At 36.0% G+C, this 19,362-nt stretch carries 17 protein-coding genes; 7 read left to right on the top strand and 10 right to left on the bottom strand.

Annotated features, from left to right (window positions below):
• Positions 1-27 precede the first annotated feature (27 nt).
• Together BWD162_RS04595 and lgt are read right to left on the bottom strand one after the other, a co-directional pair.
• The gene (locus BWD162_RS04595; protein ID WP_078705631.1) at positions 28-1,116 is read right to left on the bottom strand and encodes a class I SAM-dependent methyltransferase; all 1,089 of its coding nucleotides are present in this window, start codon (positions 1,114-1,116) and stop codon (positions 28-30) included.
• Positions 1,116-1,973 carry a prolipoprotein diacylglyceryl transferase gene (lgt, locus tag BWD162_RS04590; protein ID WP_078705630.1) on the bottom strand — a complete coding sequence of 286 codons (858 nt, stop codon included), beginning with the start codon at positions 1,971-1,973 and terminating at the stop codon, positions 1,116-1,118. Before lgt ends, BWD162_RS04595 begins: the two co-directional genes overlap by 1 nt.
• Positions 1,974-2,193: 220 nt before the next feature.
• On the opposite strand from lgt, the gene BWD162_RS04585 reads away from it, so the two are divergent.
• Positions 2,194-2,433 (top strand): accessory factor UbiK family protein, encoded by a 240-nt coding sequence (locus BWD162_RS04585; RefSeq protein WP_078705629.1) that lies wholly within the window; start codon positions 2,194-2,196, stop codon positions 2,431-2,433.
• 412 nt (positions 2,434-2,845) lie between these two features.
• Positions 2,846-3,346: a YbjN domain-containing protein gene (locus BWD162_RS04580; protein ID WP_078705628.1), complete on the top strand. Its 501-nt coding sequence runs from the start codon at positions 2,846-2,848 to the stop codon at positions 3,344-3,346.
• Between the two features lie 59 nt (positions 3,347-3,405).
• Here BWD162_RS04580 and BWD162_RS04575 read toward each other — a convergent pair whose 3' ends face one another.
• Complete coding sequence (locus tag BWD162_RS04575; RefSeq protein WP_078705627.1) at positions 3,406-4,746, bottom strand: ATP-binding protein; 1,341 nt, start codon at positions 4,744-4,746, stop codon at positions 3,406-3,408.
• A gap of 9 nt (positions 4,747-4,755) precedes the next feature.
• Positions 4,756-5,460, bottom strand: a complete 705-nt coding sequence (locus tag BWD162_RS04570; protein ID WP_078705626.1) for a response regulator — start codon at positions 5,458-5,460, stop codon at positions 4,756-4,758.
• A 141-nt stretch (positions 5,461-5,601) separates the two neighbouring features.
• On the opposite strand from BWD162_RS04570, the gene BWD162_RS04565 reads away from it, so the two are divergent.
• Positions 5,602-6,246: an MBL fold metallo-hydrolase gene (locus BWD162_RS04565; protein WP_078705625.1), complete on the top strand. Its 645-nt coding sequence runs from the start codon at positions 5,602-5,604 to the stop codon at positions 6,244-6,246.
• Between the two features lie 57 nt (positions 6,247-6,303).
• Here BWD162_RS04565 and BWD162_RS04560 read toward each other — a convergent pair whose 3' ends face one another.
• The 3 genes from BWD162_RS04560 to BWD162_RS04550 all read right to left on the bottom strand — a co-directional run bounded on the left by BWD162_RS04560 (position 6,304) and on the right by BWD162_RS04550 (position 10,830).
• Positions 6,304-6,876: a BA14K family protein gene (locus BWD162_RS04560; protein WP_078705624.1), complete on the bottom strand. Its 573-nt coding sequence runs from the start codon at positions 6,874-6,876 to the stop codon at positions 6,304-6,306.
• Positions 6,877-7,753: 877 nt separating this feature from the next.
• Positions 7,754-10,216, bottom strand: a complete 2,463-nt coding sequence (uvrB, locus tag BWD162_RS04555; RefSeq protein WP_078705623.1) for an excinuclease ABC subunit UvrB — start codon at positions 10,214-10,216, stop codon at positions 7,754-7,756.
• 305 nt (positions 10,217-10,521) lie between these two features.
• Positions 10,522-10,830, bottom strand: coding sequence for an SH3 domain-containing protein (locus tag BWD162_RS04550; protein WP_078705622.1), 309 nt, complete (start codon positions 10,828-10,830; stop codon positions 10,522-10,524).
• A gap of 325 nt (positions 10,831-11,155) precedes the next feature.
• Here BWD162_RS04550 and greA point away from each other — a divergent pair, with 325 nt between their 5' ends.
• Positions 11,156-11,629, top strand: a complete 474-nt coding sequence (greA, locus tag BWD162_RS04545; protein ID WP_078663585.1) for a transcription elongation factor GreA — start codon at positions 11,156-11,158, stop codon at positions 11,627-11,629.
• Between the two features lie 6 nt (positions 11,630-11,635).
• Positions 11,636-12,694: a glycosyltransferase family 4 protein gene (locus BWD162_RS04540; RefSeq protein WP_078705621.1), complete on the top strand. Its 1,059-nt coding sequence runs from the start codon at positions 11,636-11,638 to the stop codon at positions 12,692-12,694.
• Positions 12,695-13,486: 792 nt separating this feature from the next.
• Here the strand turns inward: BWD162_RS04540 and BWD162_RS04535 are convergent.
• Positions 13,487-14,875, bottom strand: a complete 1,389-nt coding sequence (locus BWD162_RS04535) for a TrkH family potassium uptake protein (RefSeq protein ID WP_078705620.1) — start codon at positions 14,873-14,875, stop codon at positions 13,487-13,489.
• Positions 14,876-15,180: 305 nt separating this feature from the next.
• Here BWD162_RS04535 and trxB point away from each other — a divergent pair, with 305 nt between their 5' ends.
• Both trxB and BWD162_RS04525 read left to right on the top strand, forming a co-directional pair.
• Positions 15,181-16,134, top strand: coding sequence for a thioredoxin-disulfide reductase (trxB, locus tag BWD162_RS04530; protein ID WP_078705619.1), 954 nt, complete (start codon positions 15,181-15,183; stop codon positions 16,132-16,134).
• Positions 16,135-16,186: 52 nt separating this feature from the next.
• On the top strand, positions 16,187-17,092 hold the full coding sequence (locus BWD162_RS04525; protein WP_078705618.1) for a LysR family transcriptional regulator: 906 nt from the start codon (positions 16,187-16,189) through the stop codon (positions 17,090-17,092).
• A 275-nt stretch (positions 17,093-17,367) separates the two neighbouring features.
• Here the strand turns inward: BWD162_RS04525 and BWD162_RS04520 are convergent, their stop codons facing one another.
• Both BWD162_RS04520 and BWD162_RS04515 read right to left on the bottom strand, forming a co-directional pair.
• Complete coding sequence (locus BWD162_RS04520; protein WP_078705617.1) at positions 17,368-18,570, bottom strand: pyridoxal phosphate-dependent aminotransferase; 1,203 nt, start codon at positions 18,568-18,570, stop codon at positions 17,368-17,370.
• A gap of 475 nt (positions 18,571-19,045) precedes the next feature.
• Complete coding sequence (locus BWD162_RS04515) at positions 19,046-19,255, bottom strand: cold-shock protein (protein ID WP_078705616.1); 210 nt, start codon at positions 19,253-19,255, stop codon at positions 19,046-19,048.
• Positions 19,256-19,362: the final 107 nt, after the last annotated feature.

Below are 19,362 nucleotides of genomic sequence, written 5' to 3'. Positions count from 1 at the left end.
ACAACAGTACTTGTCAATTCTTTGTCATTATTGAAAGTCAAAAAAGTTAGAGATAGTAGTAGATTGATCACTAACATGGAGAACTTTGAAAAGTTTACCCATTTGATCTGGGCTGACAAGCCGTTCAATATCTTGACGGATTTTATTTTGGATCAAGGTGTCTTTGTTAATGCTAAGCTGTTTTGCGCGTTCAAGAATTCCCATTTTTAAAAGAAAATCTCCTTGTTCTAGAATTTCAGCAAAACAACCTTGTTGAAGAGCTATGGTTTTTAAGGAGAAAAAATCAACATGTGATGTTAAATCATGTTTACCTGGATTGGCAAAAACATCACGAAATTTATGTTTTGAAATAGCTTGCAATGTGTCTCCAAATGCACAATCAGAAGCACCATAATCAATGAGTAAAGCAGAACCTTTATCTTGTATTAAGCGATTACTAATTTGTTGCATCAGTTGGTTACGTAAGGGGGCGTGCTCCCAAATTGTTCCGTTAGGCATTTTAGCACAATAGATTGGTAAGTCATCAGAGGAAAATTGATGCATTCCAGCTATAAAGGTGAAATGACCATCTTGATCAAGTGTAATGCAACGCTCTTTCCATTCTCCGTTGATTTTGATATATTGGTGGATAGGAAGCACATCAAAGAGCTCATTAGCAATGAGAAAAAGAGGCCCTGAAGGTATTTGATTAAAATGTTCAATGCTATGAATATGTTTTTGATAAGGGGAAAGACGCTGTTTTTGTTCTGTTGCAAGACGTTGGTTTATTTCAATAAGAAAAATTTCAGCGGCATTGAAAGCTGTTTTACATAATTTTTGAATGGTACGTAAAACATCGTCCATAAGTGTTCCGCGCCCTGGGCCTATTTCAGTTAGAATAAAAGGATTGGGGCTACCTTGAGCTTTCCAGCTTGCAAGAACCCAAATACCAATCATCTCTCCAAATAATTGACTTATTTCAGGTGCAGTGATGAAATCACCGGTGGATCCAAAAGGTTCTTGTGTTTGGTAATAGCCAAATTGGGGATCTGTGAGGGCTAATGTCATGTATTGATTAACAGTTATTGGCCCGTTGACAGCAATAATTTCTTTAATTTTCTCTTTTAGAGTGGCCATTATTTTATAGAATGATTCCTGAAAGCTTGAAGAAGTGCGTAAAAGCCAAAAAGAATCATAGGAAGAGATAGTGCCATTCCATAGGTAAATCCAGTAGAATAAAAGAGGGAAGAAAACCACTCTGGGTCTTCTTGGGGAACACGAAAAATTTCTGAAATACTACGCGTTATTCCATAACCTAAAATAAATATTCCAGTTGCTGTTCCAGGGCGTTTTAATGCTTTAAAAGCAAAAATGGCAATAGTTAATATGATAAAAAGAAGAAGTCCTTCCATTAATGCTTCATAAAGTTGGCTTGGGTGGCGTGGTAGATATTGAGGATCGTGGTTGAAGCAAACAGCCCAAGGAACGGTGGTAACATTACCCCATAATTCCTGGTTAATGAAGTTGCACACTCGCACAATACCGATACCTACGGGAGCACCTACGGCAATTATATCAAACATTGTCCAGGTGTTAATGTTATTTTTATGAGCGAACCAGATCATTGCAATGGTAGTACCAATAAGACCACCATGAAAAGACATTCCTCCAGTCCATACCGCAATAATGGCGCTGGGATGGTTAAAATAATACGCGAGATCCCACACAAGTACTTGTCCTAAACGACCACCAACAACAATACCTATAGTGGCCCAGATAACAAAATCACTTATTTTATGCTGATCCATGGGAGGTTGGTTTGCGTACCACAAGAATTTTTTTGCTAATAATTTTTGTGCATACCACCAAGAAAAAAGAATGCCTACGACATAACCAAGCCCATACCAGTGTAGCGCTATGGGGCCTAAATGGATAATAACAGGATCAAGAAAGGTAGGAAAATTAATAGCAGGACAAAAAGGAAAGTCGTTCATCAGGAAGCGCTTTACATTTATGAAATTATAAGTTGTTAAAGCATGACAGATGAACACACAATGGTCAAGGTAAGAAGAGAATAGATCACTATTGTTTATAGATGTAAGAGGAGGATAGAAAAATTACAGTGGATTTTGTAAAAGAAACAAATACAATATCTACGTTTCATAAAATGCACTATAATGCATACATAATTGGCTAAAATTAAGGAAAAATTTCATGCATGATGGACCCAACCGTATTCTTGACGAATTAGCAAAATTGATGACAGATGCAGCTGGTGTTGCGCAAGGTGTACGGCATGAAGCTGAAACAGTTTTTCATTCGCAAACTGAGAAGATAGTCAATAAGCTCAATCTTGTTTCACGTGAAGAATTTGAAGTGGTTAAGGAAATGGTTCTTAAAGTACGTGCAGAAAACGCTGATTTGGCAAAACGTCTTGATGATTTAGAAAAATAGAGTTCATGATGGAAACTAATATAATTTTAATATAAAAATTATATTCTCAAAAAATAATCCCCAATTTTTCAATATTATGCACGAAACTAAAAAATGCTTAATTCTGAATCTGTTAAAGCAAATCATTAATTTATTGTTGGATTCGTTTTTTATAAAAAAGCATTTTTTTTAAATCAGGGGGCTGGCACTATGAGATTGTATCAATACACTGAAATAGCTTGGTGATTCGTTTTATCTTTATCAAGCTATATACCATGAGAAACATCACCTGTTGTGTTGTTGTGGGTATCGTATATTGTCTACGTTTTTTGTGTATTTTGTTTGGTGTAAAAGCTTAATTGTAACAAATGTTATTACAATTGTAACCATTTTGCGCTGTATTGATAACATTCTTAAATTTTGAGGGTTAATGATGAGGCTTGCCTTTAGCACCGCGGAAAGAGAAGAGCATCCAGTCGATTTTATCGAACAGATTGCCTATAAATACGACTGGTCTTTTGAGCGGAATGCAGAAGATGAAATTAATGTTTGCGTGGAAGGAAAATGGGCTAATTATCATCTTGCTTTTTCATGGGTGGAAGAGCATGAAGCTCTTCATTTAGCTTGTGCATTTGATCTTTCTATTGAAAGTACTCGAACGGCGGAAATACACCGCTTATTATTGGCAATTAATGAAAAGTTGTTACTAGGGCATTTTGATTATTGGCAAGGAGATAATTCAGTTATTTATCGGCAAGGCCTTCTTTTAGCTGGTGGGGTACATCCATCCCCTGTACAAGTTGAAACATTATTGATCCATGCGCTCAGAGTTTGTGAAAGTCATTATACTGCTTTTCAGATGGTAGCTTGGATGGGTGAGAGTGCTTATAAGGCATTGCAATATGCTTTATTTGAGACTGTAGGAAACGCTTAAAACTATTCAGTAAATTTATTTTACGATTAATTCTTAATCAAAGGTTTTTTGAATATATTTTATAAGGGAATATCAATAATAGCACGCAAACCTCCTAATGGACTGTCGTCTAATTGAATATTCCCTCCGTGGCTACGGGCTATATCTTGTGCAATGGCAAGACCAAGGCCTGTTCCACTTGCATCTTGATTACGTGCTTTATCAAGTCTAAAAAATGGCTTAAATACTTCTGTACGCATGTTTTTATGAATGCCAGGTCCATTATCATCAATAATAATAATAAACGATTCTTGTTGAGATGTAGCTGTTAGTTTGATGGTGTTTGCATAATGAAATGCATTTGATACAAGGTTGCTAACCAAACGCGTAAAAGCATGAGGGCGTACTTGTATCTGTGTAGGGCCTTCAATTGTATAAAAGAATTGACGTTTATGAAGATGAGCTTCGGTAGAGAATTTTTGCATGAGAGCATTTAAATCAAGGGAACTAACATTTTCACCACTTTCTCCGCGTGCAAAAGCAAGATAATCTTCTAACATATTTTGCATGTCACTAACGTCTTGCTCAAGCGGGCTAATATCAAAATCTGTACTTGCTAAGGCTAGTTGGAGCTTAAAACGCGTAAGAATGGTTCTTAAATCATGACTTACACCTGAAAGCATCATAGTGCGTTGTTCAATTTGACGCTCAATGCGTTCACGCATACGTAGAAAGGCGATGCCAGCACGACGCACTTCATCAGCCCCTTGTGGTTGAAAATCTTTTGGTAGGGGACGTCCCCGTCCAAAACTTTCAGCTGCTTCAGCGAGTTGTTGGATCGGTTTAATTTGATTGCGTAAGAAATAAATGGCTATCAATAATAAAACCAGAGCTGTTCCTACCATCCAGCTTAAGAAGATACCGGTATTGGAGGCATAGGCTTGACTACGCACAGCAAAGACGCGCAAAATATTATTATCAAGACGGATACGAATTTCAACAAGATTAGAATCGCCCACTGTATCAATCCAGAAGGGGCGGTTAATTTGATGGGTGATTTCTTCACTAAGAAAATAGTCAAGAATTGCAAAAAATGGTTTAGGACCAGGAGGGGGCAGGGGGTCCGGGGGCAGGATAGAAATATTTAACCCCATGCGTTGTTGTGCAATGCGCTTGATATCTTCATAGTTATGCTGTTGCGGATATGTTTCAATTATATCAATAATAGCAGCAATATCGTGGACAATAGCAGTTGAAAGACGCTCAGTTACCATTTGCCAGTGACGTTCCATAAAAACATAGGCAATCACTGTTTGCAAGAGCACCATGGGAGCGATAATAATAATTAAAGAGCGGGCATAAAGGCGTTTAGGCATTTGCCTCGTTAACCACCAAGCAAATTGTTTTGCGAGTTTAATCATTGTTTACGTCTATTCAATTGAGAGTTTGTAACCGATCCCTCGCACAGTTTGAAGCCATATAGGGGTTGCCGGGTCTTTTTCGATTTTGCGGCGTAAACGATTGATTTGTACGTCAATGGCACGTTCACTTATCTCGTTGTCACCTGTTGCGAGTTTATGGCGTGGAATTGTATTACCTGCATTTTCGGCAAAAATAACCATCATTTCTTGTTCTTTATCTGTTAGTTTGATAATTTCTCCTCCTTTTTTCAGTTCACGTCGTGAAATTGAAAATATATAGGGCCCAAAAATAATTTGTTCGATTTTGGGTTGGTTAGGTAAGAAACCACGCCGTAAAATGGCGTTAATGCGAAGTAAAAGTTCACGAGGATCAAATGGTTTGGATAGATAATCATCTGCTCCTGCTTCTAGTCCATGGATGCGACTATCTGTTTCTGACAAAGCCGTTAACATTAGGATGGGGACATTTTTTGTTTGACGCAGTGAAAGGGTAAGATCAATGCCATTTTCACCAGGCATCATCACATCAACAATGAGAAGATCAAAATCTAGACTTGTAAGTTGACGTCTGGCTTCATCAGCATTAGCAGAAACTGAAACACGAAATCCGCTTTTAATAAGAAATTGAGATAAGAGGCTACGAATACGTGTGTCATCATCAATAACAAGAAGATGAGGTGCATCATCGCATAAAACGTGAACATGGCCGGTCATTATTTAAAACCTTGACGAAAATCCAGTTTCCAATAAGATCCAGTCTACATAAGTTGTGTCAAGCTGTCGAGCATGCAATTTTTGATTTTATAAATGCATGAAGTGTTATTTAATTGATAAATATTTCTTAAAAAGGGTATTATGAGTAATCTAAGCGCACATATTATTCCAGTTACATCTTTCCAACAAAATTGTACTTTACTTTTTGATAATAAAAGTAAAAAGGGGGTTTTAGTTGACCCAGGTGGTGACTGGCCTAAAATCCAAGCAGCAATTCAAGAGATAGGTGTTAATATTGAAGCTATTTGGATAACACATGGTCATGTTGATCATGTGGGAGCGGCGATGCAAGCTAAAGAGGACCTTAATGTTAAAATTATTGGTTCACATTGTGGTGATAAACCAGTTATGGAAGATGTAGTCGAAAGGGCAAAAGTCTATCGTATGACTGATGTGCGTATTTGTATGCCTGATCAATGGTTGGAAGATGGTGATAGTGTTGATTGTGCTGGACATGTGTTTGATGTTTTGCATATCCCTGGTCACACCCCTGGGCATGTTATTTATTTCAATAAAGAAGAACGCTTAGCTTTAGTGGGTGATGTTCTCTTTCGTGGTTCTATTGGACGTACTGATTTTCCATTATCTTCTCACGAGGAATTGATGAGATCCATTAAAGAAAAAGTTTTACCCTTAGGAGATGATGTCAACTTTATTTCTGGTCATGGACCAGGAAGCACAATAGGTTATGAACGCCGCTTCAATTCTTTTCTTCAAGGAATGTGATGGTAAGTGTATGAAAAACCCCGCTTCAAAACGGGGTTTTTTCAATATTGCTTAAAGTCATTGTATTGGAGCATGACAGAAATGGTCTAACCCATCGTAACCACGAAAGGTACCTGTTCTGGGATTAAATGAGCGGTATTTTTTTGTGCAATATTGAAGCCATTGTGATGTCCATGGTTGGTAAATGGGTTGATAGGTTACTGTTGGATGCACTTGGTAAACTACTTGAGGTTGTGGTATTTCTTGATAGATCACCTGATTTTGAGGGTATGGGGCTTGATAGATAATTTGTGGTTGCGCAGGTTTCGTTAAAACATTGCCAAGAATTGCACCTGTAGCAAGGCCTAGAACACCTGCTGCTAAAGCGTCATTTGTGTTATTAGGGCGATTGACATAATATTGATGAGTATTGTATTGCGTTGTTTGTTCGTAATGATAAGAGTGACGTGTTGGGTTCTTGTGATGGATATGCCGTTGCTCGCGATGATATTGAGTATGTTGTTGAGGGATGCTGTTTACATTGTGCTGAATGTACACATAATCATTACGGGCAGATGCTGCGGCTAGTGGTGTTGAGATGGTTGCGGTTGATATTGCTGATAGTACTATTAATTTGGTCAATTTGTTCATAACATACTCCCTTTATAAATTTATATTATTCATACTTTATGTGTATTAAACTGAATATAACCTGAACGTTTTTAAATTTTTTTGATAAAACGATAAAGAAACCATTTAGTTGAGAATAAATTATAAAATAACAAAATAAGATTACGCTAAAAATCTGATTACACAAAATTTATTATACTATATTAACACATAAAACGTTAGTATTTAAAGTTTTGTTTTTACTACGGTGGTCAAATTTTTGTACCAAATATATTTTATACACTGTTTAATTTAGTAAAATCTGAATCTTAGACAATAGAAATGTAATAAAAATATCAATGCTACTATTATTGAAGTTAACGAAATCAAAGCCTTTGTTATTGTTTAAAAATTTTACTTGTCCGTTTAAGGTGGAGAGTATTGTTTATGTTATTGCTTTTTACAAGTAGATAATAAAAACTATGTCCTATACTGTATACAAATTGGTATATTAAGGTAGCTTCTGATATATGAAAAATTCTCTCTTTATTGGTTTTTTCTTATTTAAAAATTAGAGAATAACTCTTTTATAACTTTGTGATATTTATAACTTATCCAAATGTGATAAGGTTTCTTGGGCAGAAAATATTTGACAGAAGTTTTATTCGTACAAATTCGTCTTTTTGTATTGTTTTTTTAGCTAGAAATAATTTTAAAAGATTTTTACTATTGGATTATAGCGACAGAAAAATACAATTTTTTGATTATGGATTTAGAATTTACTGATGTTCTGGGCGACCATTTTTTATAAAGCGCTTCCGTTTTTTAGTTGTATAAGGGTCATTTTTAGAAGTGCTAGAATTTACTTGACTATAAGTTATTTGTTTAGAACTATTATTTGAAAAGACTTCAGCTTCCTTTATATCTTCTCATCAAGAGCTTTTTTACGCAGCTTTTTTTCTATTTGATGATTTTCTAAAAGACCAGCATCCATAGTTGGTTCCATATGGTCAAGATCAGGTTTGGAGAAAAGACTTGACTGTATCGTTGTCTCATTAGTGGAATATTCATTATCACTATGTGTTAAGAGGTCATCAGCAATTGTTAATTCTATTTTCTGTAGTCGTTTAATTTCATCACGAAGTCGGGCTGCTTCTTCAAAGTTAAGATTGGCAGCTGCTTCACGCATTGATTTTTCGAGATGTTGAATATGGTTGGCTAAATTATTGTCAACTTTATTATTTTGTTTAACAAAATCAGGAATATCTGCATGATGGTTATTTTCGTAAACTGAATTAAGGACATCACCGATATTTTTTTGGATACTGGTTGGTGTGATATGATGTTCTTTATTATAGGCTATTTGTTTTTGTCGGCGTCGTGTTGTTTCTTGCAATGCTCGTTCTATGGAGTTGGTGATTGTGTCCGCATAAAGAATAACGTGGCCATCTACATTACGTGCAGCTCGTCCAATTGTTTGAATAAGAGAAGTTTCTGAGCGTAAAAAGCCTTCTTTGTCAGCATCTAAAATAGCAACAAAGCCGCATTCTGGAATGTCCAATCCTTCTCGCAGTAGGTTAATGCCAATTAAAACATCAAAAGTACCAAGCCGTAGGTCACGAAGAATTTCAATACGCTCTAATGTATCAATGTCAGAGTGCATATAGCGTACACGAATGTTGTGTTCATGGAGATATTCTGTCAAATCTTCAGCCATACGTTTGGTTAGAACAGTTACTAATGTACGATAACCTTTTTTAATTGTTTTGCGAATTTCATTCATAACGTCATCGACTTGTGTGCGTGCGGGGCGCACTTGTGTTAGTGGGTCAATAAGCCCTGTTGGACGAATGATTTGTTCGACAAAAACGCCGCATGTTTGTTCTATTTCCCAACGTCCAGGTGTTGCAGAAACAGCAATTGTTTGCGGACGCATAGCATCCCATTCTTCAAAGCGTAGGGGGCGATTATCCATACAAGAAGGTAGGCGAAATCCATATTCAGCTAGGGTTGCTTTTCGTCGAAAGTCACCCCGATACATTCCACCAATTTGGGGAATAGTTACATGGCTTTCATCAATAAAAATGAGAGCATTGTTGGGAATATATTCAAACATGGTTGGAGGTGGTTCACCAGGATTGCGGCCCGTTAGATAGCGTGAGTAATTTTCAATTCCAGCACAAGAACCAGTCGTCTCTAACATTTCTAAATCAAATATTGTGCGCTGTTCTAAACGTTGTGCTTCTAAAAGGCGACCAACAGAATTTAATTCATCAAGACGTTGGGCTAATTCCATTTTAATTGCTTTTATCGCTTGATTTAATGTTGGTCGTGGTGTGACATAGTGTGAATTTGCATAAATTTTAATAGATTGAAGATCCCCTGTTTTTTGCCCTGTTAAAGGATCAAATTCAGTAATTGCTTCAATTTCATCACCAAATAGTGAAATTCTCCAAGCACGATCTTCAAGATGAGAAGGAAATATTTCTATCGTATCGCCTCGTACACGGAAGGATCCACGCGTAAAATTTATATCTTGTCGACGATATTGTTGAGTAACTAAATCAGCTAATAATTGCCGCTGATTTAATTTATCACCTTTTTGCATTTGGAAGGTCATAGCGGTATAAGTTTCTACTGAACCAATTCCGTAGATACAGGATACAGATGCAACAATAATGACGTCATCACGTTCAAGTACAGCACGTGTTGCAGCGTGGCGCATACGATCAATTTGTTCGTTAATAGAGGATTCTTTTTCTATATAAGTATCAGAGCGTGCAACATAGGCTTCTGGTTGATAATAGTCATAATAAGAAACAAAATATTCAACAGTATTGTGGGGAAAGAAGTTTTTGAATTCTCCATAAAGTTGCGCAGCTAAAGTTTTATTTGGTGCTAGGATTAGAGCAGGGCGTTGTGTTTCTTCAATAATTTTAGCCATTGTGTAGGTTTTACCTGAACCGGTAATACCTAAAAGTACTTGAGTGCGTTCATTTCTTTCAATGCCTTCAACTAGAGCTTTAATTGCTGCTGGTTGATCTCCTGCAGGTTTAAAAGGTGTATTTATTTGGAATGGAATTCCACCTTCAGATTTTTCAGGACGAATAGGGCGATGAGGTGTCCATACTGTACCATTTTTAAAAAGGGGATTATCCGAAGCAATAAGTGTAGAAAGGGCTTCAACTGTTGCTGTAACACCATTTATTATCACATTGTGAGATGTAAAATCGTTTGTAGTTTTAAAAGAAATATTAGGTCCTGTTACTAGATTAGGGCTAGTAGCAGAAGGTTGTTCAGCAATTGCAGCATGGCCTGTTTTTATCTTGCAGGATGTTTTATTAGATTTTTGGGCAGGTCTTTTAATTTTTTGGTACGACATTATAGGAACATTTTATGAGTTTTTATCGTAAGGAATTAAAGTAAATCAATGTTATCATCAGTTTTGTATTTCATTTATTATAAATTAGCATTTTTAGTTTGATAACACTAGAGTTGCTTGTACCTATTGTTTATTTGTTGTGGGTGATATTTATTATTTTGTTTTTTTGATTATGGTACTTAATTAATAGCTATTGTTTTTGATAAAAATGCAGTTAGCTTAGAAATTAGAGCAGCATAGCTGCTAGTGGGGCAAATGATAAGAGAGTGTACGGTATTGGGATTTTTAAATTCACCCAACTGCTATCAATAATAATCGGCAGTCGAAGATGATGGTATCGTATATGTATGATAGAGGTCATTTCCATTTTTAAACGATAGATAACGAGATGATACCCAACCGGTTTGTGAGTCATAATTAATTTGGCACCACTTATTTCTACAGCTATAGACGGTTATTAAGTGTCCTACAGGAATGAAACCCCGAAGGGCGTAACGAATACTTGGTCCTTCTCTAAGATTAAGATTTCTTGTTACAATTGCGTTTGTGGCTTGGCTTACGTTTGTGGACAGGAAGAAAAAGCCGAACACAAAAAAAACAATTATTTTTTTCATTATTGACCTCATAGGATTTTTATATAGTTCCATGTCTTCTAGTTTTACACAGTGTTTTTTGTTTAAGTTAATGATAAGATAGAAAAATATAATTGTTTCTTTGATGTGTCCATCATTATAGGTATTGTGGGTGAATATTTAAGCTGAAAATGTAAATTTATCTAAAAGAATCCTAATATGCTATGTATTGTTTTTATTTTTATATGGAAAATGAGGTTGTTGTCCTATATAATAAAATAATTGTAATGCTCGGGTTCCAAAAGTAATTTTGGAAGCCGTTTTTGTATTTTTATAAGGCCTTCTGTATAAGAGAAAGGGACGGATCATGGAAAAAGTTCCGATGACTACAACCGGTTTTGAAAATCTCAAAGAAGAGTTGCGTTGGCGCCAGCAGCAGGAACGTCCTCGGATTATTGAAGCAATTTCTGAAGCACGTGCGCATGGTGATCTATCGGAAAATGCTGAATATCACGCTGCCAAGGAAGCGCAAAGTCATAATGAAGGGCGTATAAACGAACTTGAAGATTACATTGCGCGGGCAGAAGTTATAGATGTTTCTCGCCTTTCAGGTGATAGAATTAAATTTGGGGCTACTATAAAACTTTTGAATGAAGACACTGAAGAAAAAAAGGTTTATCAGATCGTTGGTGATCAAGAAGCCGATGTAAAGACTGGTAAAATTTCTATTTCTTCACCTATTGCACGTGCACTCATTGGTAAACAAGAGGGTGATGTCATTGAAGTCAATGCTCCAGGTGGAGCGCATAATTATGAGATTATTGAGATTCAATATATCTAAATTATTATGTACATGTCTTTAAAAGAGATTGATATTATTGCTCCTCACTTTAAAAAGCGTATATCAGGGGTGACGTCTACAATTATTCAACTTATTCCATTACAACAAAAACAAGGGATACGTATATCTACTTTGGGATGGGGATTGCCGCAAAGTTTACCAGCTCTTTCTTTTAGAGATATTTTGGGGCTTTGGAAAAATCCAGTAAACAAGCCATTTCGTATTTGGCATGCACGACGCAATATTGAAATGCTCTGTGGTATCTTTTTTCGCGATATTTTGCGCATGAAGCTTAAACTCATCTTTACATCAGCATCTCAGCGTCAGCATAAGCCTTTTACAAAATGGTTAATTCGTTGCATGGATAAAGTTATTGCTACTAGTGCACGTACTGGAACTTATCTGGAAGTTCCTTATCAAGTTATTATGCATGGGGTGGATCTTGAGCGTTTTTCACCACCAAAAACTGTTAATGATTGCTTTGTAGCAACAGGGCTACCCGGAAAATATGCAGTAGGGTGTTTTGGGCGTGTGCGTTATTTGAAAGGTACTGATTTATTTGTGGATGCAATGTTAAAATTGTTACCACACTATCCTGACTGGACAGCAATTATCGCTGGCCGTACTACAACACAACATTATAATTTTGAAAAGAAATTACGTCAAAAAATCGCTCATGCTGGTTTGAATGATCGCATTATTATTCTTGGTGAAGTATTGGATGTACCTTTATGGTACCGTCGTTTATCACTTTATGTAGCACCTTCTCGTGTGGAAGGTTTTGGTTTAACACCATTAGAGGCAATGGCATCGCAAACGGCTGTAGTAACCAGTAATGCAGGTGCCTATGAAGAATTAGTAGTAGAAGGAACGGGAACAGTTGTTAAAGCAGGAGATGGACTAGCTTTAACTGCTGCAATTGAACCATATTTTGCTGATTTAGAAAAAACATTAGCTACAGGGAAAAAGGCTTTAACTCATGTTCGCACTCATTTTCCTTTAGAACAAGAAGCAGCTGCAATTGGGAGTGTCTATGAGATGATGTTTGAAGGAAAAACATTTTAAATATATTTCAAGGTTTTTAGAATAATTATTTTGCAAAGGGAAACGAATACCTTACAAGAAATGTCGTATATCATTTGCAAAATGTTCCAGGTTATTCACTGAAACCTAATTTGATTGTTTATGTCAGGAAGGGTTGCATTAAAGTAAAGTGTAAATTCTTGTTAGGCAGAGTATAGTTAGCAATAATTATTTCAGATTTTTTTATTCAAGATAGGTTACATTACTATTAGTGAATTAAAAAGATTGTTTTTTCTACAGCGTTTTTTAAGGATATGAGATGATTCTTCTTTGAAAATGCGGGTTATTAAAGCTTTTTGTACTGATTCAATAAAAAATAGAGATGAATTTTTAAACACAACAAAGCGGTAAAAGTTTTGATATCAAATGTAATGTAATATAGAAAATCAGATTCACTGTGACTTTTCTATGTTGATGAGCTGATAATTATTCGTAAGTCGTAACAAAGAGGTAGTGCAGATTAGCTTCGGATTGATAGAAAAGACCTACAAAGCTAAATGTTACAAATTTTAGTCAATATAAGAAGTCGTTGTACCCAACGTATGGTTGTTTTAATAACATTACCTGGCTTATTGATAAATGTATCTTAGACAGATGAAGCAAAAATTATAGTTGATGTTAAGCTTAACATTACTAATGTAGCTATTCATTTGAGGTTCTTTAAATATTTGCCAATCAATTGGACTGAAGATTAGTCTTAATGTGCGTATTATTCACCTTTTTGTTTAGCTTGTGAGTTTCTTTTATTAACAAACTTAAGCATTAAGCATAAAACTACTCACGCCAAAAAGTAGGGATAAAAAATACAAATATAGTTATAATTTCGAGACGACCGGCTAGCATGAGAAAGCTTAAAATCCATAAAGCGTTATCATTAATTGTCGTAAAATTACCAGAAGGACCAATAATTTCTCCAAAACCTGGACCTATATTTGAAAGTGCAGTTAAAACGCCTGTAAAAGCAGAAGTGAAATCAAGCCCGGTGGTGAGTAAAAGTGTAGTGCCGATAAGAAGACAAAACATATACAGGCATACAAAAAGCAAAACGGATTGAGCAATGTCATTAGATATATTTGAATGATCATAGCGAACTTTTACAACTGCATTAGGGGAAAGGAGTTTTGTCATATTTGTTTGTGCAATGCGCCAAAGAATAATTAAGCGGTTGATTTTTATACCACCAGAGGTAGAACCAGCGCACCCACCTGTAAAAGAAACAATGAAAAAAACACCAAATGCAAAAGGTCCCCAAAGTTGATAATTTTCAGCGCTATAGCCGGTGGTGCTGATAATAGATACAAAGTGGAAAATCACATCAAGAAAAGTCCAATGAAAGGTAAGATGGTCCTGAGATTGTAACCATACAGCTAAAGCAAAGCTGAAAAAGAAAACAATATTTAGAAAAACGATAACTTGTGGATCAATAGAGCGTTTTGATTGGCCAGGAAGTACTAGTTTTACATAAAGTACAAAGGGTAAAGCAGAAAGCAACATGAAGATTGTTGAAACAATCAGGATGGCTGGCTTATCAGAAAAATAACCAAATGAGGCATCGTGGGTTGAGAACCCAGCAGTTGCTATCGTACTCATTGCATGGTTGATGGCATCAAATAAGGTCATACCAGCAGCAAAATAAGAGAGCATGCAAGCAAGTGTTAAACCAATATAGGCAATGATAATTCCATTAGCGATTTGATTAATACGGGGCAATATTTTTTCGGATTTATCTGATGATTCCATGTGAAAAAGTTGTACTCCCCCAACACGAAGTGAAGGTAAAAGCAATAAAGCTAGACCAATAAAACCAATACCTCCTATCCAGCAGATAAGAGAACGCCATAGCAAAATACTTCGTGAGAGATTATCGAGACCTGTGATTATGGTGGAACCTGTTGTTGTAATTCCAGAGACAGATTCAAAAATCGCTCCTGCTAAAGAAATTGGGAGTGGAGAAAGATATAGAGGGAGAGCACCCACTATACTACCTGTTAACCAAAGGCAAATAGTCAGTGTAAAACCAAGGCGTGCTGAAAAACGGCAGCTAGCACCTTTGGTTGCTAAAAGAATCAGTGTTGCTAGCATGGTAATTATAGCACAAGAGTAAAGAAAGACTGTCCAATTGTGGTTTCCATCACGCAAATCTGCAAGAGCAGGCAAAAGCATTGCTACTCCCATGATTAATGCAAAACGTGCACAGATATTGATAATAAACTGAAAAATGACCGTTTCCTATCTCTTTTTTATTTTGTTTGTGGTTTTGTACTCATTAGTGTGTATATAATTTATATAAGATACAGTTTAGTCTCTATAGTAAGCAAGCTATGATAAATTGGCAATCAACCTTTAGTCGATCTTGAAAAAATACAGGTAAACCATAACTTGCTTGAATTGTAAGAGAAATATTTTAAAAAGGCTACATTTTTCATCATAATTTATAGATATAAGAGGATAAAAGAGAAAGGGATTTTATGACAAAACCGCATATTCGCGTTCTTATTATTGGTTCGGGGCCGGCTGGTTATACAGCGGCAATCTATGCGGCAAGAGCAATGCTTAAGCCTGTTTTGGTTACAGGAGTGCAGCAGGGTGGACAGTTGACAATTACAACCGATGTTGAAAACTACCCAGGTTTTTCTAATTTAATTCAGGGGCCATGGTTGATGGAACAAATGGCAAAACAAGCTGAGCATATGGGTACGGAAATTGTTTATGATAGTATTATAGAAGCTGATTTATCGAAACGTCCTTTTATTTTATATGGAGATTCAGGAACACAATATTGTTGTGATGCATTGATTATTGCAACAGGAGCACAAGCTCGTTGGCTTGGTTTGGAAAGTGAACAAACTTTTATGGGCGGTGGTGTTTCTGCTTGTGCTACTTGTGACGGTTTTTTTTATCGTGATAAAGATGTTATTGTTGTAGGTGGTGGAAATACAGCTGTTGAAGAAGCACTTTATTTATCACACTTGGCTAAAAGTGTTAGTATAGTTCACCGGAGAGATCATTTTCGTGCGGAAAAAATTTTGCAAGATAGATTATTTGCTCGCGATAATGTGCGTATTATTTGGGACCATATAGTAGAAGAAATTGTTGGTTTACCAGCTAATTCATCAGTGGGCGCTGTTGTGACAGGAGCGCGTCTTAAAAATATTAAAACAGGTCAAGAACTTAAGGTGGATGCAGACGGGATATTTATTGCTATCGGACATGACCCTGCTGTTTCTTTGTTTGAAGGACAATTGAAACAAAAACCAGGTGGCTATTTATGGACAGCACCAGATTCAACAGCTACAAGCATTTCTGGCGTTTTTGCTGCAGGGGATGTAGCGGATGATGTATTTCGTCAAGCTGTGACTGCTGCAGGAAGAGGATGTATGGCTGCGTTAGAGGCAGAACGGTTTTTAGATTTACACACATAAGCGTTTTTAAAACAGCAATTATTTAGTTAGTAAAAGAGATTAGAGAAAAATTGTGACTTCACCGTTGGATTGGGATAAATTAAGAGTTTTTCATGCTGCAGCAGAAGCAGGTTCTTTTACGCATGCAGCTGAAAAGCTTCATTTGTCTCAATCAGCAATTTCACGACAGGTCGCTGCTTTAGAACAAGATGTTGGTGTTCCCTTGTTTCAACGTCATGCACGTGGTTTAATTTTAACAGAACAGGGCGAAATTCTCTACCGTACCGCTTATGATGTTTTAATGAAACTTGAAAATGCGCGTTCGCAATTAAATGAAAGCAGCAAGAAGCCAACAGGGCGTTTACGCGTTACATCAACTTTTGGAATGGGGGCGGGTTGGCTTGCGGAGCGTGTGCATGAATTTCTTAGTCTTTATCCCGATATGCAAGTACAACTTTTGCTTGATGATAAAGAGATTGATTTAACAATACGTTATGCAGATTGCGCAGTTCGCTTACGTCAACCTCAACAACCTGGTCTTATACAAAGAAAATTATTTACGGTTCATATGCATGTTTATGCTTCGGTAAATTATATTGCAACTTATGGAAAGCCAGAGAGATTATCTGAACTAGATTCACATCGCATTATTTCATTTGGTGAACCTGTCCCTTCTTATTTGTCTGGTTTGAATTGGTTGGAAAAAGCAGGGAGAAGTGATGGCTCTTTGCGTGTTTCAGTCTTACAAATTAATAATATTATTTCGATCAAGAATGCGCTTATGCGTGATTTTGGTATTGCTGTGCTTCCCGATTATATTGCTCATAACAATGAGCAGCTTGTACGTCTTTTTCCTGATATGGTTGATATTCCCTCTTTTGATACCTTTTTTTGTTATCCTGACGCTTTGAAAAATTCGGCAAAGCTCAATGCTTTCCGAGATTATATTTTTCTAAAAGCTCGTAAATGGTCTTTTTAATAAAATGATGTTTTTTAAACTATTGGGTAATTAAAGTAAAAAACTTTAATGAGCTATGTGTTTAGTGTACAGCAGCTCACTTTAAGTTTTTATTATGCTTCATTCTTTGTAAAATGCTATAAATCTATTACTTCTTGGTTATGTCTACTTCTATTACTTTTTAGGTATTTCTCTGCAAAGATCTGTTAGATTGGTTTTATCTCTACAGGTCTAGAAAATTAAGCGAGCATATATCTAATTTTTGCTTTTAAATATGAAAAATGGTTCAGAACTTTTTAAAGTAAACTGTTACAAAAACGTTGGATACGCAAGCAAGCTTCTTCGAGTATTTTTTCTGATGTTGCATAAGAAATGCGAAATGCTGGCCCAAGCCCAAAGGCAGATCCTTGCACTACAGCTACAGATTCTGATTCTAGAAGCTCTGTTACAAAGTCTTCATCATTTGCAATAATTTTCCCTCCAGGTGTTTTTTTGCCAATGAGATTTGCACAAGAAGGGTAGACGTAAAAAGCACCTTCGGGTGTTGGACAATTAATACCAGGAGCTTGATTAAGCATAGCGACAACAAGATCACGACGCGCTTGGAAAACACTTTTATTTTGAATAATGAAATCTTGTGGTCCATTAAGTGCTTCGACAGCTGCCCATTGTGAAATGGAGCTTGTACCAGAGGTTTGTTGCCCCTGAATTGTATCCATAGCTTTAATTAATTCTTGAGGTCCACCTGCATAGCCAATCCGCCAACCTGTCATTGAATAAGCTTTGGAAACACCGTTCATTGTTAATGTACGATTATAAAGCTTTGGTTCTACTTGAGCTGGAGTAACAAAAGCAAAATCTCCATATGTTAGGTGTTCGTATATATCGTCGGTGAGGATATAAATATGAGGATATTTTACTAAAACATCCGTTAGCTTTTTTAATTCGTCGTATGTATAAGCGGCTCCTGATGGATTTGAGGGAGAATTAAAAATAAACCATTTGGTTTTTGGGGTAATGGCAGCTTCTAGATCTTGCGGTTGGAGTTTATAAGAAAATTCTGCTTTACTTTCTACAAAGACAGGTGTGCCATCGTTTATGATAACCATTTCAGGATAACTCACCCAATAAGGAGAGGGAATAATGACTTCATCTCCTTTATTCAAAGTTGCCATAAGCGCATTAAAAAGAATTTGTTTTCCACCTGTACCGACAATAATTTGTTCTGGTGTATAATTAAGGTTATTGTCTCGTTTAAATTTGGCAGAAATTGCTTTACGCAATTCTGGGATACCGGATATAGGTGTGTATTTTGTTTCCCCACGTTGAATGGCTTCAATAGCAACTTTTTTAATATTGTTTGGAGTATCAAAGTCTGGTTCTCCAGCGCTTAAAGAAATGATATCACGACCTAAGTCTTTTAAATTACGTGCCTTTTGGGCAACAGCAATTGTTGCGGAAGGTTTGATATGAGAAAGCTTATCAGCAATAAAAGCCATAATTAAAATCCTTAGTAATATAAGTGGATGATTGTTTTATAATAGATACTCCAATAAAGGATTATGTCGTAAGCGATAAAAAACTACAAGAAAACTCTTAGAAAATTTTATTTTAGGCACAGATTATATAATTTTATTTTGAAATTCTGGAAGAATATCTAAAAAGCAAATGTGCAGAAAGTTTTCTTTTATCTGGAATAATGCAAGAAGTTTACTTTGAATTTTTCTGATAAAACAGTGCTATCATTTATAAGTGAGAGAGCGATTTACACTTGAAATTTTTCTAGTTAATTTTCCGTGTTTTTTATTATTTTTTTAAGAATTTTCACAAAAAAATTATGAATAATTGTGAGCAGATTTTAAGGTAAGTACAAAAATGCTGCAAATATTCGTTATTTTATCAAGGTAAAATATTTAAAAAAATAAAAACCTCGTCTGTGAAGACGAGATTTTTAAAAACAAAATAAGCTTGAATTTAAAGAACTGCAAGATTTCCAGCAGTAAATTTTCCTGAGCGATGATCTTGAACAACTTCATAAGAAATTTTCTGCCCTTCATTAAGGTTACTCAAACCAGAGCGTTCAACAGCAGAAATATGTACGAATACATCTGCACTCCCATCATTGGGTTGGATAAAACCAAAACCTTTTATTGTATTAAACCACTTGACTGTTCCTGTAGACATAGGAAACTCCTTGTATATAAAATGTTATCATATATTGAAGCTAAGAGCTTTCAATATGGCTATAAATCGAAATTAGGCAGGAGAAGTTTTGTCAAAAATGCGTATGC

Source organism: Bartonella sp. WD16.2 (assembly GCF_002022505.1).
Classification (GTDB): Bacteria; Pseudomonadota; Alphaproteobacteria; order Rhizobiales; family Rhizobiaceae; genus Bartonella.
This window is presented reverse-complemented; position numbering and strand designations above follow the sequence as displayed.

Coding starts and splice junctions, on each gene's coding strand:
- BWD162_RS04595 (WP_078705631.1), bottom strand. CDS start 1,116: ATGGCCACTCTAAAAGAGAAAATTAAAGAAATTATTGCTGTCAACGGG.
- lgt (WP_078705630.1), bottom strand. CDS start 1,973: ATGAACGACTTTCCTTTTTGTCCTGCTATTAATTTTCCTACCTTTCTT.
- BWD162_RS04585 (WP_078705629.1), top strand. CDS start 2,194: ATGCATGATGGACCCAACCGTATTCTTGACGAATTAGCAAAATTGATG.
- BWD162_RS04580 (WP_078705628.1), top strand. CDS start 2,846: ATGAGGCTTGCCTTTAGCACCGCGGAAAGAGAAGAGCATCCAGTCGAT.
- BWD162_RS04575 (WP_078705627.1), bottom strand. CDS start 4,746: ATGATTAAACTCGCAAAACAATTTGCTTGGTGGTTAACGAGGCAAATG.
- BWD162_RS04570 (WP_078705626.1), bottom strand. CDS start 5,460: ATGACCGGCCATGTTCACGTTTTATGCGATGATGCACCTCATCTTCTT.
- BWD162_RS04565 (WP_078705625.1), top strand. CDS start 5,602: ATGAGTAATCTAAGCGCACATATTATTCCAGTTACATCTTTCCAACAA.
- BWD162_RS04560 (WP_078705624.1), bottom strand. CDS start 6,876: ATGAACAAATTGACCAAATTAATAGTACTATCAGCAATATCAACCGCA.
- uvrB (WP_078705623.1), bottom strand. CDS start 10,216: ATGTCGTACCAAAAAATTAAAAGACCTGCCCAAAAATCTAATAAAACA.
- BWD162_RS04550 (WP_078705622.1), bottom strand. CDS start 10,830: ATGAAAAAAATAATTGTTTTTTTTGTGTTCGGCTTTTTCTTCCTGTCC.
- greA (WP_078663585.1), top strand. CDS start 11,156: ATGGAAAAAGTTCCGATGACTACAACCGGTTTTGAAAATCTCAAAGAA.
- BWD162_RS04540 (WP_078705621.1), top strand. CDS start 11,636: ATGTACATGTCTTTAAAAGAGATTGATATTATTGCTCCTCACTTTAAA.
- BWD162_RS04535 (WP_078705620.1), bottom strand. CDS start 14,875: ATGCTTTTGCCTGCTCTTGCAGATTTGCGTGATGGAAACCACAATTGG.
- trxB (WP_078705619.1), top strand. CDS start 15,181: ATGACAAAACCGCATATTCGCGTTCTTATTATTGGTTCGGGGCCGGCT.
- BWD162_RS04520 (WP_078705617.1), bottom strand. CDS start 18,570: ATGGCTTTTATTGCTGATAAGCTTTCTCATATCAAACCTTCCGCAACA.
- BWD162_RS04515 (WP_078705616.1), bottom strand. CDS start 19,255: ATGTCTACAGGAACAGTCAAGTGGTTTAATACAATAAAAGGTTTTGGT.